General features: G+C 60.7%; 12 protein-coding genes. 4 read left to right on the top strand and 8 right to left on the bottom strand.

The genetic code is table 11. The features are described 5' to 3' along the window. The first annotated feature begins 10 nt into the window (after window positions 1-10). Window positions 11-709: a 6-phosphogluconolactonase gene (gene pgl, locus I8E17_RS01535; protein WP_069612317.1), complete on the top strand. Its 699-nt coding sequence runs from the start codon at window positions 11-13 to the stop codon at window positions 707-709. Window positions 710-877: 168 nt separating this feature from the next. Next, window positions 878-2,701, top strand: coding sequence for a phosphogluconate dehydratase (gene edd / locus I8E17_RS01530; protein WP_069612316.1), 1,824 nt, complete (start codon window positions 878-880; stop codon window positions 2,699-2,701). 41 nt (window positions 2,702-2,742) lie between these two features. On the opposite strand, the gene I8E17_RS01525 is transcribed toward edd, so the two are convergent. Beyond that, window positions 2,743-3,663, bottom strand: coding sequence for a DUF3313 domain-containing protein (locus I8E17_RS01525; RefSeq protein ID WP_069612315.1), 921 nt, complete (start codon window positions 3,661-3,663; stop codon window positions 2,743-2,745). Between the two features lie 204 nt (window positions 3,664-3,867). On the opposite strand from I8E17_RS01525, the gene I8E17_RS01520 reads away from it, so the two are divergent. Beyond that, window positions 3,868-4,464, top strand: a complete 597-nt coding sequence (locus I8E17_RS01520) for a TetR/AcrR family transcriptional regulator (protein ID WP_069612314.1) — start codon at window positions 3,868-3,870, stop codon at window positions 4,462-4,464. Window positions 4,465-4,510: 46 nt separating this feature from the next. Here the strand turns inward: I8E17_RS01520 and I8E17_RS01515 are convergent, their stop codons facing one another. The 6 genes from I8E17_RS01515 to I8E17_RS01490 form a co-directional block, all read right to left on the bottom strand. Next, window positions 4,511-4,864, bottom strand: coding sequence for a hypothetical protein (locus I8E17_RS01515; protein WP_069612447.1), 354 nt, complete (start codon window positions 4,862-4,864; stop codon window positions 4,511-4,513). 191 nt (window positions 4,865-5,055) lie between these two features. After that, window positions 5,056-6,144 carry a sn-glycerol-3-phosphate ABC transporter ATP-binding protein UgpC gene (gene ugpC, locus I8E17_RS01510; protein ID WP_069612313.1) on the bottom strand — a complete coding sequence of 363 codons (1,089 nt, stop codon included), beginning with the start codon at window positions 6,142-6,144 and terminating at the stop codon, window positions 5,056-5,058. 21 nt (window positions 6,145-6,165) lie between these two features. Beyond that, complete coding sequence (locus tag I8E17_RS01505; RefSeq protein WP_069612312.1) at window positions 6,166-7,818, bottom strand: alpha-glucosidase; 1,653 nt, start codon at window positions 7,816-7,818, stop codon at window positions 6,166-6,168. 36 nt (window positions 7,819-7,854) lie between these two features. Next, window positions 7,855-9,009: a carbohydrate ABC transporter permease gene (locus I8E17_RS01500; protein ID WP_069612311.1), complete on the bottom strand. Its 1,155-nt coding sequence runs from the start codon at window positions 9,007-9,009 to the stop codon at window positions 7,855-7,857. A 1-nt stretch (window position 9,010) separates the two neighbouring features. Next, the gene (locus I8E17_RS01495; RefSeq protein WP_069612310.1) at window positions 9,011-10,027 is read right to left on the bottom strand and encodes a sugar ABC transporter permease; all 1,017 of its coding nucleotides are present in this window, start codon (window positions 10,025-10,027) and stop codon (window positions 9,011-9,013) included. A 124-nt stretch (window positions 10,028-10,151) separates the two neighbouring features. Beyond that, complete coding sequence (locus tag I8E17_RS01490; protein WP_069612309.1) at window positions 10,152-11,513, bottom strand: ABC transporter substrate-binding protein; 1,362 nt, start codon at window positions 11,511-11,513, stop codon at window positions 10,152-10,154. A gap of 311 nt (window positions 11,514-11,824) precedes the next feature. On the opposite strand from I8E17_RS01490, the gene I8E17_RS01485 reads away from it, so the two are divergent. Then, entirely contained in the window at window positions 11,825-12,856 is a 1,032-nt protein-coding gene (locus I8E17_RS01485) for a substrate-binding domain-containing protein (RefSeq protein WP_069612308.1), read from the top strand. A 7-nt stretch (window positions 12,857-12,863) separates the two neighbouring features. On the opposite strand, the gene folD is transcribed toward I8E17_RS01485, so the two are convergent. Continuing rightward, a complete protein-coding gene (gene folD, locus I8E17_RS01480; protein WP_219510994.1) occupies window positions 12,864-13,763 on the bottom strand; it encodes a bifunctional methylenetetrahydrofolate dehydrogenase/methenyltetrahydrofolate cyclohydrolase FolD in 900 nt (299 codons plus the stop codon). Window positions 13,764-13,829 lie beyond the last annotated feature (66 nt).

The raw sequence follows: 13,829 nt of genomic DNA, 5'->3' as shown, positions 1-13,829 counted from the left end.
GGCGATAACGATGACAGCGAATATGCATGCTTTTGCCAATGGTGCCGAACTCGCCGGCAAGCTCGCGGACAAGGTGGCCGAGACCCTCTCGGTCGCCGTCGCGACGCGCGGCTCCGCAAGCATCGCGGTCTCCGGCGGCTCGACGCCGAAGGCCTTCTTCCAGGCGCTGTCATCGCGCTCGATCGAATGGGGCAAGGTGACGATCACCCTCGTCGACGAACGGTTCGTGCCGGCGGACAATCCGCGTTCGAACCACCTGCTCGTTCAGGAAAATCTGCTGAAGGACAAGGCGGCAGCCGCCAAGTTCCTTCCGCTCTATCAGGCTGCGGCCTCCGTCGAGGAGGCTGCCGTCATCGCCACGGAAGAAACCAAAGCGGTAGGCCATCCCTTCGATATCGCCATCCTCGGCATGGGCAATGACGGCCACACCGCTTCCTTCTTTCCGGGCGGCAGCAATCTCGCAACCGCACTCGATCCGAACACCCCGCGCGGCATCATCACGATGGAAGCGGAAGGTGCCGGCGAGCCGCGGCTGACATTCACCTTCTCCAGCCTTCAGGATGCCCGATTGCTGGTGCTCCATATCGAGGGAGAAGGAAAGAAAGAGGTTCTCGCCAAAGCCGAAGCGGCGGGCGAGGAAACCGAGATGCCGATCCGCTCCATGCTGCGGCGGGCGGCTTCCCCGGTCGAGATTTATTGGGCTCCCTGACACGGCCGACGGGCCTCGTCATCGAACCCTGAATGACACAGCAACCATGCTGCGCCATGTGCCCTTGCGGGCGCAGCGACAAAGCATTGACTTTTGGATCCCGCGCCGCGCCCTTTACCGAAACAGATCTCACGGGCACCGCGCAGAACAGACGGAGGCAGATCGACCATGGCCGCTGACGCCCGCATATCAGCGATTACCGCACGCATCGTCGAGCGCTCGAAACCGACGCGCGAGCGCTATCTGGACCGCCTGCGTAGCGCCGCAAGCAAGGGAGCACAACGCTCCGTGCTTGGCTGCGCCAATCTTGCGCATGGCTTCGCCATCTGTTCCCCCTCCGAGAAGGACGCACTGGCCGGAGACCAGGTGCCCAATCTCGGGATCATCACCTCCTATAACGACATGCTCTCGGCGCATCAGCCGTTCGAAACCTATCCTGCGATCATCCGCGAGGCTGCGGCCGAAGCGGGCGGTATCGCCCAGGTGGCCGGCGGCGTGCCGGCCATGTGCGACGGCGTAACGCAGGGCCAGCCCGGCATGGAACTCTCGCTCTTCTCGCGTGACCTGATCGCCATGTCGGCTGCCGTCGGCCTGTCGCACAATATGTTCGATGCCGCCGTCTTCCTCGGCGTCTGCGACAAGATCGTCCCCGGCCTCGTCATCGCCGCCCTCTCCTTCGGCCATCTGCCTGCCGTCTTCATCCCGGCCGGCCCGATGACCTCGGGGCTGCCGAATGACGAGAAGTCACGCGTGCGCCAGCTCTATGCCGAAGGTAAGGTCGGCCGCGCCGAACTCCTCGAAGCGGAATCGAAATCCTATCACGGCCCCGGCACCTGCACCTTCTACGGCACGGCCAATTCCAATCAGATGCTGATGGAGATCATGGGCTTCCATATGCCGGGCGCCTCCTTCGTCAACCCCGGCACGCCGCTGCGCGAAGCCCTGACGCGCGAGGCGACCAAGCGCGCACTCGCCATCACCGCCATGGGCAATGAATTCACGCCGGCCGGCGAGATGATCGACGAGCGTTCGATCGTCAACGGCGTCGTCGGCCTGCATGCGACCGGCGGCTCGACGAACCACACGATGCACATCGTCGCCATGGCGCGCGCCGCCGGCATCGTGCTCACCTGGCAGGATATTTCCGAGCTTTCCGACATCATCCCGCTGCTTGCCCGCGTCTATCCGAACGGCCTTGCCGACGTGAACCATTTCCATGCTGCCGGCGGCATGGGCTTCCTCATCAAGGAACTTCTGAAGAAGGGGCTGCTGCACGACGACGTGCGCACCGTCTACGGCCAGGGCCTCGAGAGCTACTCCATCGACGTCAAGCTCGGTGCTGACGGCAATGTGGTGCGCGAGCCCGCCCCGGAAAAAAGCCACGACCCGAAAGTGCTGGCAAGCATCGACACGCCCTTCCAGAGCAATGGCGGCCTGAAGATGCTGCGCGGCAATATCGGCAAGGCGGTCATCAAGATTTCCGCCGTCAAGCCGGAGCGCCACATCATCGAAGCGCCGGCCGTGATCTTCCACGACCAGCTCGAGATGCAGCAGGCCTTCAAGGACGGCAAGCTGAACCGCGATTTCGTCGCCGTCGTCCGCTTCCAGGGACCGAAGGCCAACGGCATGCCCGAGCTGCACAAGCTGACGCCGGCACTCGGCGTGCTGCAGGATCGCGGTTTCCGCGTGGCTCTGTTGACCGACGGCCGCATGTCGGGCGCATCGGGCAAGGTCCCGGCCGCCATTCATGTAACGCCGGAGGCCGTCGACGGCGGCCCGATCGCCCGCATCCGGGAAGGCGACATCATCCGCATCGATGCGATCGCCGGTACGCTGGAAGTCCTCGTCGATGCCGCCGATATGGCGGAGCGCGAGCCGGTCGTGGCCGATCTCTCGGAGAATGAATTCGGCATGGGCCGCGAACTCTTCGCTCCCTTCCGTCACGCCGCAGGGCCGGCGGATCAGGGCGCAAGCGTCCTGTTCCGCCACTGAGATTGTCCGCCGGATTTCGGCAGGGCGACATCGAAGGCTGATCAAGGAGCTTTCGTTGCAGTATTTCCTGCTTCCGGTGGAGCCTTGTCCGTCCAGGCAGGCGGAAGGCCAAGTCGTGCTCCCACAAAGCCCGTTACGCCCGGTGACTTCCCGAACGCCTTGCAGGCCTCATACTTGGGCGCGCGGCCGACGAGGGCCGCCAATCTCGCCCGGGATGGGAAAGAGGGTGCAGCGCCGAACGGCGTCTTGCCCTTGACCAGCATCTTGCTGAAATCGCCGCCGAATTTGGCGGCGAGGCTATAGGCATCCCCTTCCTTGGCGATGGTGCCCGAATCAAAGAATGCGTTCGCGCCTCGTCCCCAGATCATGACAGCTTTTTGTACGCCTTGGGGATTGAAAGCCTCCGCCTCAAGCGAGAGGCTGCCCATGCCGATCGGAATGCGCGGAACGGGAACCGGTACACCCGGCAGCAATACGCTCTTGCCGACGGACGCGACTTTCGAGACTCCGACGGCGGTGGCATTGGTGGCCTTGACCTGCGTCACGACGGCGCGGACGGTCAAATCCGCCGGCTCGGACAGACCGACGACGGCAAAGCGCTCGCCCAACCCGGAACAAAGCGCCCTGTCGACGGCATTGGTGACGAGATCGCGCTGCTTAAGTGTGAAGGCGGCGCTTTCGGCGCGCATGGAAAAGGCCGTGGGAATGATCTTCACGGTTTTGGCCGCAAGAACATCGTCCTTGCTCACCCTCAGAAGCGAGTGTGCGGCCAACCCGTCCGATCGGGCCAGGCCATCATAGGATCGCAGGGATCCCGCCCGATCCAGCGGCGCGGCGGCACAGCCCCCCAGCACGCTCAACAGCAGAGCCATCGAGCAAATATCGCGCGTCCTACGGCTTTCGGCGGCATATGGACCATAGGTCTTACTTCCAGCGTGATTTGAGATTGCATTGGCTGCCATGGATGTTTGTGCTCCTGCACCGGGTTATGAACATCAGCATCAACATTAAATATCGCACTGAGTGTAATATTAATATCGGCCGATTTGCGGCAATCGGGGAGCGAGGCGGAGAATTTATTTCACCAGAGATTGAGACCACAGAGAAGGAGCCACGGGGCATGCGCCAGATTTGAGCGGCGTTGCGACTCATGCCAAGATGATCCAATGCACGATGCACCATCCAAGCCGGAAGGCCTGCGCCAGCAGAAGCGCCGCGTGACCTTTCAACGCATAGCGGACGTCGGAATGAAATCCTTTCTTGAGAAAGGTTATCAGGAAACGACAATCGAGGAGATTGCGGCGGCGGCCGGGATTTCCCGCCGGACTTTCTTTTATTACTTCAAGAGCAAGGACGATATTCTTCTGGCGCATCAGCGCCGATATATGGACGCGCTGCGGACTGGCATCATGGAGAATGCCTCAGCCGGGCGACCCCTAGAGGTCGTCCATCAAGCCACCCTGGGACTTGTGGCCCGCATCGAGGCGGAAGCGCCTCGGCTTCTGGAGACTGCCAAGCTTTTACGTCAAAGCGAGATCTTGCGCGCCCGCGCACGAGGCAACTCTTTGCAGCTCGAGCAAATCGCCTACCAGGCCCTGTGCGAATTGTTTCCGACGAAGGACCCGGACGGTCTGCGGCTGGTTTCGATGATCGCAGTCAGTCCGCTGCGCCTGTCGGTCGACAAATGGTTGCGGGAAAATGGCAGGCTGCCGCTGATCAAATATCTTGAGGAAGCGCTCGAAAAATGGCGGACGGAAATCTGAACCGTCTGCCGTGTGGATCGCTATGCCTGTTTCTTGTGGCCGTCGATCAGGCGCGGATATCGAGCACGCGGTTCTTATGGGCCGGATGCGTGCTGTAGACGAAGATCTTGTTCATTTCCCTCTCGGTGAGAAGACGCAGGAAACGAACTTCGACGGTGTTGTTGGAGAAGACCTTCATCAACACGCAGCCGATCTTGGTAATGCGCGCGTCGGGGATATCCAGATAGAATTGTTTCGGCAGATTATACTGGGTGAGGATCGCGAGAACCGCACTGCTCTGCGAGATACGGATAATATCGCAGCGGCGGGACGCAAGGTTCATCACGCCCTTTTCGGTGTATTCGAGGCGCGCCGCGTTCATCGTATCTTCCATGCGAAACCGCACCTCGCGGTCATACATGAAAGATTCTTCTTTGTTGAGGAAATGCTGACCCGAATTAGCTCTGCCGAACGCGGCCATCTTAGGAGACCCCTGAAGTATATTATGGAGGGAGACTATCAGCCGGTCTTTAACAGAAGGTTTGAACGCGCCGGCCCAAGATGAATTTTGTTGTTCACCTTTGTTTGAGCCGGCGACGCTCCCGTAAGCCACTACTTGCGATAGGAATGGCCGCTGGCATCGAACAGATGCAGCTTCTGCCGGTCGGCCGTAAAGCGCATCTTCTGCCCGCGATGAATATCGGCAATGCCGGGAATCTTGACGATAATCGGCTCGCCATCGACCAGACCTTCGAGATAGAGCTGGGTCACTTCGCCGAGCGCCTCGACGATGGAAACCTCGCCTTCGAAGAGATAGTCGTCACCCGTCGCGACACGCAAATCTTCCGGACGCACACCGAAGCTCGCCGCCTTGCCCTTCTCGTCGGCCGTCGTGGGAACATCGAGCGTTACGGCCTTGCCGCCTGTCAGCGTCACGGTGGTCGTCGAGCCGGTTTCGGTTACCGTCGCCGGGATGACGTTCATGGCGGGCGAGCCGATGAACTTGGCGACGAACAGATTGGCCGGGCGCTCGTAAAGCTCGAGCGGTGCACCGACCTGTTCGACGCGGCCAGCCGACAGCACCACGATGCGATCGGCCAGCGTCATGGCCTCCACCTGGTCGTGGGTGACGTAAATCATCGTCGTCTCCGGCATCGACTGGCTGAGCTTGGCGATCTCGATGCGGGTCGCGACACGCAGGGCGGCGTCAAGGTTCGACAGCGGCTCGTCGAACAGGAAGACTTTCGGATTGCGGCAGATGGCGCGGCCGATGGCGACGCGCTGGCGCTGACCACCCGAAAGTGCCTTCGGTAGACGCTCCAGATATTGCGTGAGTTGCAGGCTCGCTGCCGCCGCCCTCACGCGCCGGTCGATCTCCTGCTTGCTTTCGCCGGCGATGCGCATGCCGAAGGCCATGTTGTCGTAGACCGTCATATGCGGGTAGAGCGCGTAGGACTGGAAGACCATGGCAATGCCGCGCCGCGACGGCGGCACCTCATTCACCTTCTGTCCGGCAATCATCATATCCCCGGCCGTAATGCTCTCCAGGCCGGCGATCATCCTGAGCAAGGTGGACTTGCCGCAGCCGGAGGGGCCGACGAAGACGATGAATTCGCCTTCGTTGATCTCCAGATCGATGCCGTGCAGCACATGCACGCTGCCGTAGGATTTTTTGATATCCTTCAGAACAAGTCCCGTCATTATGCTTCCTCCTCCCAAAGGTCAGGCAAGACGCGCGAAGTAGGCGCCCCAAGCCGGAATATCGATCCTGCTGCCGTAGTTGTTGCTGGTAAAGCCGTGTCCCGTCAACGCCTGCCAATTGCCATCAGGCAGGGTTGCCAGCGTTTCGACAGGGCTCATGTTGAAGACGCAGAGAATGGTCTCACCGGCATAAGTGCGGGTGTAGATCAGCACTTCGCCCTGCGGCTCCGAAAAGGCAATCTCGCCCTTGGCGAAGGCCGGATGCTGCTTGCGGAAGGCGAGGAAGCGACGGTACTGCTCCAGCACCGAATTTTCATCGCCCTGCTGGACGCTGACGGCGCGCAGGATATGCTCGACCGGCACCGGCAGCCAAGGCTTGACGGTGGAAAAGCCTCCCTGCGCCACCTGGCTGTCCCAGACCATCGGCGTGCGGCAACCATCCCGCCCCTTGAATTCCGGCCAGAACTGAATGCCATAGGGGTCCTGCAGGTCCTGATAGGCGAGATCGGCTTCCGTCAGCGCCAGTTCCTCGCCCTGATAGAGGCAGACGGAACCGCGCAGGGTCAGCAGCAGCGCCGCATAGAGCTTGGCGAAGGCATCGCGGTCCGCCACCAGATTGCCCCAGCGGCTGACATGTCGCACGACGTCGTGGTTGGAGAAGGCCCAGCACGCCCAGCCTTCCGGAGCAGCCGTATCGAAGTCATTCATCACCTCTTCGACGCGATCCGGCGACAGGGCATCCGGCGCCAGGAATTCGAAGGCGTAGCACATATGCATCTTGTCGCCGCCGGAGGTGTATTCGCCGACGATTTCGAGGCCGCGCTGACTGTCGCCCACTTCGCCGACGGCAGCAATGGCTGGATATTCGTCGAGGACGGCGCGGAAGCGCTTGAGGAACTCCAGGTTCTCGGGGCGATTCTTGTCGTAGAGATGCTCCTGGAAGTTATAGGGATTGACCGCCGGTGCAGTGGAGGCGTTGCGGCGCGAGGGCTCCAGCGCCGGGTTGTCGCGCAATTCCTTGTCGTGGAAGTAAAAATTGATGGTGTCGAGACGGAAGCCATCGACGCCACGGTCGAGCCAGAAACGTACGACATCAAGCAAGCGATCCTGCACCTCTGGATTATGCAGGTTCATATCCGGCTGCGAGGTCAGGAAGTTGTGCAGGTAATATTGCATGCGGGTCGGATCCCACGCCCAGGCCGAGCCGCCGAAGATCGACAGCCAGTTGTTGGGCGGCGTGCCGTCCGGCCTGGCGTCTGCCCAGACATACCAATCGGCCTTGGGGTTATTCTTGCTCGAGCGGCTTTCAACGAACCATGGATGGCGATCCGAGCTGTGAGACAGCACCAGATCGATCATCACCTTGATGCCGAGACGATGAGCCTCCGTCACCATCGCATCGAAATCGGCGAGCGAACCGAAGATCGGATCGACGTCCTCATAATTGGAGACGTCATAGCCGAAATCGCGCATCGGCGACGTGAAGAACGGCGAAATCCAGATCGCATCGACGCCAAGCGATGCGACATGCGGCAGGCGGACGGCGATGCCCTTGAGATCGCCGATGCCGTCGCCGTTGGAGTCCTGATAGGAACGCGGATAGATCTGATAGATCACGGCGCCGCGCCACCAGTCCTTATCAACTTCCGAAGCCGATTGAAGAGCAATGCTCATGCTGAGTGGGTCCTGTAGTAAGTAGGTGTTTTTGAATCAGCCCCCCTTCACCGACCCGGCAAGCAGACCGCGCACGAGATAGCGCTGCAAACCAAAGAAGACGAGGAGTGGGATAAGGATGGTGACGAAGGCCGAGGCCGTCAGGATTTCCCAGTTGCCGCCGCGCGAGCCGAGCAGCGCGTTGAGGGCGGCCGTGAGCACGAGGTGATCCTTGTCGGTGCCGAGGAAGACCATCGCGATCAAAAGGTCGTTCCACACCCAAAGAAACTGGAAGATCGCGAAGGAGGCCAGTGCCGGGAATGACAACGGCAGGATGATCTTGACGAAAATGTCGAAATCGCTGGCGCCATCGACGCGCGCGGATTCGATGATTTCCTTCGGCAGGCCGGCAATGTAATTGCGCAGGAGATAGATGGCGAGCGGCAGACCGAAGGCCGTGTGCGCCAGCCAGATGCCGGGATAGGTCTTCGACGGCACGCCGAACATCTGGCCGATCTCGTTATAGATGCGCAGAAGCGGAATCAGCGACATCTGCAGCGGCACGACGATCAGGCCGACGACGAGCGCAATCAGAACCGCGCGGCCTGGAAACTCCATCCAGGCAAGCGCATAGGCCGCAAAGGCGGCTATCAGGATCGGAATGACCGTCGCGGGAATCGTTACCGTCAGCGAGTTGATGAAAGACTGGCCGATACCCTCGCCGCCTAGCACGTTGCGATAGTTGTCGAGCGTGAATTGGGGCGGCGTGGCAACCGTCAAATAGACGCGCTTCGCCCGCGCATCAGCTTCGAACGGACCATTCTTCTGATAGCGATAGCTTCCGTCGGAGTTGATCGTCAGCGTCTCACCATTTTCCAGCGCGGCGGGAGCGCCAGCCTTGTAGGCTGCCGGCTCCTGTACGCGCAGGCCGAAGGACTGGATCTTGCCGCCGCCTTCGATGGCGAGCGTGCCTGATATCACGAAATTTGCGCCGTCCGGCTTTGCCTTATCCGGACCGTCGAGGCGGGCTGCCGTGGTGCGCGACGAGCCGGCAAAGGCCGTCCACCAGCCGGAAGCGACGATCTGATCCTTGTCGCGCAGTGCTGTGACGAAAATGCCGAGCGTCGGCAGCAGCCAGAGCAAGACGATGAGCAGCACCGCGGCGTGAACGAAGATGCGGGCGGGGCCGATGCGACCGAGATTTCCAACCATGTCAGCGCCCCTTCGTTTCTGCGTTTGCACGGCGGATGTTCCAGATCATGATCGGCGTGACTGCGATCATGATGACGAGCGCGATAACGGCGCTTCGACCACTGTCGCCGCCGCCGCGGAACATCCAGTTGAACATCAGATTGGCGAGCACCATCGTGTTCCATTGACCGTTGGTCATGGTGAGCACGATGTCAAACACCTTGAGGACGAGGATGGTGATCGTGGTCCAAACCGTGGCAATCGTGCCCCAGACCTGCGGCACCATGATTTTCCAGAAGATCTGCCAGCCATTGGCGCCGTCGATAACGGCTGCTTCGATGGTTTCTTCCGGAATGCCGCGCAAAGCCGCCGAGAGGATGACCATGGCGAAGCCTGTCTGAATCCAGATCAGCATGACCATCAGGAAGAAATTGTTCCAGAACGGAATGGTGATCCAGACCTCTGGCGTGCCGCCGAACAACTGGACGACGGCGTTCAGAAGGCCGATCTGCGCATCCGTGCCGCCGCGATATTCATAGATGAATTTCCAGATGACCGAGGCGCCGACGAAGGAGATCGCCATCGGCATGAAGATGACGGCCTTGGCGATATTGCCCCACCAGATGCGGTCGGTCATGACGGCGATGACGAGACCGAAGAAGGTGCAGGCGGCCGGCACGACCGCCAGCCAGAGGATGTTGTTGAAGATCGACTGACGGAATTCGATGTCGTTGAGCGCCCACATATAGTTGGCGCCGCCGACGAACTTGCTGCCGTCCGGGCCATAGAAGGACAGAATGAAAGTCGCGACGACGGGATAGACGAGATAGACGACGAGCAGGAACAAGGCCGGCCCCAGGAACAGCCAGGGGCGGATGAGACCGCGGCGGCGAAGGTTGACGGCCGCTCGATGAACGTCGTCCCCCTCTCTTGCCGGAAAGATCAAGTCCAAGAGCTTGTTGGAAAACCAGAAATAAGCGGCGCAAATGGCAACGCCGAATATCATGGCGCCAATCGCCGATACGATCTGCGAAAACATCCCTTCCCTCCCCGAATTTACCTGCTTTTGTCCATCAGCCCGCCGTCGGCCACGCGTAAGGGCGCGCCGTCATATGCCTCATAGCGCCGCCGGCTTCGACCGGCGGCGCCGGAGCTATAATGTCTTACTTGATGGCGTCCCAGGATTTCTGGATACCGTCGGCCACATCCTGCGCGGACTTGCCGCCGACGAAATCCACCATGCCGGTCCAGAACGAGCCTGCGCCGATCTTGCCCGGCATCAGGTCGGACCCGTCGAAGCGGAAGGTGGTGGCCGTGGTCAGGATTTCGCCTTCCTTACGCAGCGTGTCGTTAGCGTAGGCAGCCGTGTTGACGGATTTGTAGGGCGTCAGGAAGCCGGACTGGGCCATCCAGACTTCCTGGGCGATCGGCGTTTGCAGGAACTGGATAAAGGCGCGGGCGGCCTTCGAATCCTTGGTTATGGCTGCCAGCGTGCCGGCGCCGAGAACCGGCTTGCCGAGTTCAGGATGCGCGGCGCTGGGCGGGAAGTAGAAGAAGTCCGCATCCTGGCCGAGCTTGGTGCCTTCCGGGAAGAAGGACGGGATGAAGGATGCCTGCTTGTGCATGTAGCACTTCGGTGGAACCGTGAAGAGACCCTTCGGGCTGTCACGGAAGTCGGTCGAGGCAACGGCCGCAACGCCGCCGGCAACATATTTCGGATTCTTGGAGAACTTGCCGAATTCCTCGATGGCGGCAACGACCTTCGGATCGTTGAACTTCAGTGAGTTATCGACCCAGTGGTCATAATCCTGCGGCGTGTTCAGACGCAGCATAAGATCTTCGACCCAATCGGTTGCCGGCCAGCCGGTCGCACCGCCCGAACCGAGGCCGATGCACCAGGGGGTGCCGCCGTCCTTGACGATCTGATCCGAAAGCTTGATCAGATCCTCCATGGTCGTCGGAACCTTGTAGCCGGCTTCCTCGAAATTCTCCGGCACATACCAGACCAATGACTTCAGGTCGGCCTTGTAGGGGAAGGCATAGAAGGCGTCCTTGCCGTCCTTACCCTTGTAGGTGCCGTAGCCGACCCAGCTATCGCCGGCGCCATAATTGGTCTTGACCCAGGAAGCGAGATCATCGCCGAGCGGCGTCAGATAACCCTTGCTGGCAAGGTTGGCGAGCAGGCCCGGCTGCGGGAGAATAGCGACGTTCGGCGGCGAGCCCGCCTGCGTGTCGATGACGATCTGCTGCTCGTAATTTTCCGAGGACGAATATTTGGCGTTCACGCCGGTCGCTTCGGTGAAGTAGTTCAGAACGCTGGTGAAGAGAGCCTCGTCCTCGCCGCGCCAGGGGCCGAAGATGGTCAGCGTCTCGCCCTTCAGGTCGGCATGCGCCGCCTTGAAGTCGTCATAGCTCTTCCAGTTGAACTTGGAGTCCTGGCCCGGCTGGAACTTCAGATCGGCAGCCATCGCCGTACCGGCCACCAGGGCGGCGGCAGCGACGGTCATCAGAAACATTTTCTTCATGCGGTTGTCCTCCCTAATAACGAAACCCATGAGCCCAGGCACTGTTTTGTGCCGCGCGCGCTATTCCTCAAAGCGCTTTGGCTACTTCTGTCATCCATTGAGAGCGGGATAAAGTCAAGCGATTTTCAGATTTCAGCCAGTATACACAGCAATTCTCGCGTTGCAGCATAGAATGCATGTCGATTTTTCACTAATTATCTTGTCTCCCATGCTTCTGCTGCTACATAATTGAAAGCGCTTTGAAAGCCTGAGACTTTTCGGGAGGTTGTCTCGGCATCGTGGCCGCATGCAGTGGGAGGAGCTGGAATACCGTGAATCTGAAGCAGCTATCGCAAATGCTGGGGCTGTCGCAGACGACAGTCAGCCGGGCATTGAACGGATATCCGGAGGTCAATCGCGAGACTCGCGAGCGCGTTCTCAAAGCGGTTCGGGAAACCGGCTACCGACCGAACAAGGCGGCCCAGAGACTAGCCACCGGCAAAGCCGGCTCAATCGGGCTCGTCATGCCGACTTCACCGGGAAATTCCTCGGATGTGCACTTCTCGGAGTTTCTGACCGGCCTTGGCGAGGAAGCCTTGCGGCACGACTTCCATTTCGTATTGACGCCGGCGGATCCGAACGATGAGGTCGGCGCCTTGCGACGGCTCGCCGCCAGCGGCAACGTCGACGCGCTGTTCGTCAATTATATGCGCGGCCACGACCCGCGCCTGGAGATGCTGAAGTCGCTATCCATGCCCTTTCTCGTGCATGGACGCTCCATCGGCTCCGAGCCAGACTATCCCTTCCTCGACATCGACAATGAAGCCGCTTTCTACGACGCCACGAAGCTGCTGCTGCAGCTCGGACACCGGCGCTTCGCCCTCTTGAACGGCCCGATCTATTTCGATTTCGCCATTCGCCGGAAGAACGGCATGGATGCGGCTCTTGCCGAGCGTGGCCTGGCGCTTGACGAAGCCTGCGTCAGCCATACGCCAATGACGGATGAACAGGGCTTGTTAGCCATGGAGCGCATTCTGCAAATGGAAAAGGACAAGCGCCCGACCGCGGTGCTCTGCTCCAGTACCGTGCTGGCGCTCGGCGCCGTTCGCGCCATCAATCAGGCAAAGCTGAGACTGGGCGAAGACATCTCGATGATCGCCCATGATGACGTGCTGACCCTGCTCAAGCCAGAAAATTTCACCGTGCCGCTAACGACCACGCGCTCATCATTGCGCGCAGCCGGCGTGCGCATCGCCGAGCGGCTGATCGGCGAAATCAAGCGTACCGAAACATTTCCCGCGCAGGAATTGTGGAAGGCCGAATTGATCGTGCGCGCATCGACCGGCGTTGCACCGACCGACTGAAATCTGTTTAGAATTTCGGCGGCTTCTTACCCGCGGCGCGATGGGCTGCAATGACGGTATTGGCCATCAGCATGGCGATGGTCATCGGTCCGACACCGCCTGGAACCGGCGTGATCGCGGCGGCAACATTCGAGGCTTCCGCATAGGCGACATCGCCCACCAGCCGGCTCTTGCCTTCGCCACGCTCCGGTGCCGCGACCCGGTTGATGCCGACATCGATGACAGTGGCACCGGGCTTGATCCAGTCGGCCTTGACCATCTCGGGACGGCCGACGGCCGCCACCAGAATATCGGCACCTTTGGCGACCGAGGCGAGATCCTTCGTGCGCGAATGCGCCGTCGTGACCGTCGCATTGGCATTGAGCAGCAGTTGCGCCATCGGCTTGCCGAACAGGTTGGAGCGGCCGATGACGACGGCATTCAGCCCCGACAGGTCCTCGCCATGGATGGAGCGCACCAAAAGCATGGCGCCGGCCGGCGTGCACGAGATCAGCCCGGTTTCGAGATCGCCGGTCGCCAGCTTGCCGGCATTGACGACATGCAGGCCATCGACATCCTTCTCCGGCCGGATCGACTGAATGATCGCATCGGCATTCAGATGCTTCGGCAGCGGCAGCTGCACGAGAATGCCGTGGATGGACGGATCGTCGTTCAGCGATTGGACGAGTCTTGCCAGCTCTTCCTGCGTCGTTTCTGCCGACAGCGTGTGCTGGATGGACTTGAAGCCGCACTCCTTGGCCATCTTGCTCTTGGAGTTCACATAGGCGTGGCTGGCCGGATCGTCGCCGACGATGACGACCGCAAGCCCGGTCTTCACGCCGGCCTCCGCCTCAAGTCCCGCTGATGCCGCCTTCACGGCCTCGATCACCGAAGCTGCCGCTTGTTTCCCGTCGATCACTGTCGTCACGCTCGTCTCCCGATCATGAATTCGCTGGCAATCTACAGGCCATCCGCCCGACGGAGTTGCCTGCCA

Source organism: Rhizobium sp. AB2/73 (assembly GCF_020871915.1).
GTDB classification, from domain to species: Bacteria; Pseudomonadota; Alphaproteobacteria; order Rhizobiales; family Rhizobiaceae; genus Rhizobium; species Rhizobium dioscoreae.
The sequence above is the reverse complement of the archived record's forward strand: the minus strand, read 5'-3'. Positions and strand labels throughout refer to the sequence as shown.